Below are 1,019 nucleotides of genomic sequence, written 5' to 3' on the forward strand. Positions count from 1 at the left end.
GGATTCCAGCCATGTCAAGGGTAGGTAAGGTTTTTCGCGTTGCATCGAATTAATCCACATCATCCACCGCTTGTGCGGGTCCCCGTCAATTCCTTTGAGTTTTAATCTTGCGACCGTACTCCCCAGGCGGTCTACTTCACGCGTTAGCTGCGTTACCAAGTCAATTAAGACCCGACAACTAGTAGACATCGTTTAGGGCGTGGACTACCAGGGTATCTAATCCTGTTTGCTCCCCACGCTTTCGTGCATGAGCGTCAATCTTGACCCAGGGGGCTGCCTTCGCCATCGGTGTTCCTCCACATATCTACGCATTTCACTGCTACACGTGGAATTCTACCCCCCTCTGCCAGATTCTAGCCTTGCAGTCTCCAATGCAATTCCCAGGTTGAGCCCGGGGATTTCACATCAGACTTACAAAACCGCCTGCGCACGCTTTACGCCCAGTAATTCCGATTAACGCTTGCACCCTACGTATTACCGCGGCTGCTGGCACGTAGTTAGCCGGTGCTTATTCTTCAGGTACCGTCATTAGCAAGAGATATTAGCTCTCACCGTTTCTTCCCTGACAAAAGAGCTTTACAACCCGAAGGCCTTCTTCACTCACGCGGCATTGCTGGATCAGGCTTTCGCCCATTGTCCAAAATTCCCCACTGCTGCCTCCCGTAGGAGTCTGGACCGTGTCTCAGTTCCAGTGTGGCTGGTCGTCCTCTCAGACCAGCTACTGATCGATGCCTTGGTAGGCTTTTACCCTACCAACTAGCTAATCAGATATCGGCCGCTCCACGAGCATGAGGTCTTGCGATCCCCCACTTTCATCCTTAGATCGTATGCGGTATTAGCGTAACTTTCGCTACGTTATCCCCCACTCTAGGGTACGTTCCGATATATTACTCACCCGTTCGCCACTCGCCACCAGAGCAAGCTCCGTGCTGCCGTTCGACTTGCATGTGTAAGGCATGCCGCCAGCGTTCAATCTGAGCCAGGATCAAACTCTTCAGTTTAATCTCTGTTACTTTGCC

The 1,019-nt window shown here is 51.9% G+C and carries 1 rRNA gene; it reads right to left on the reverse strand.

Annotation, left to right across the window (positions count from 1 at the left end):
- A 16S ribosomal RNA gene (locus V3C40_RS28245) occupies positions 1-1,001 on the reverse strand; the annotation flags it as partial.
- Between the last annotated feature and the right edge of the window lie 18 nt (positions 1,002-1,019).

The sequence above is a fragment of the Janthinobacterium sp. LS2A genome, from assembly GCF_036543145.1.
GTDB classification, from domain to species: domain Bacteria; phylum Pseudomonadota; class Gammaproteobacteria; order Burkholderiales; family Burkholderiaceae_D; genus Janthinobacterium; species Janthinobacterium aestuarii.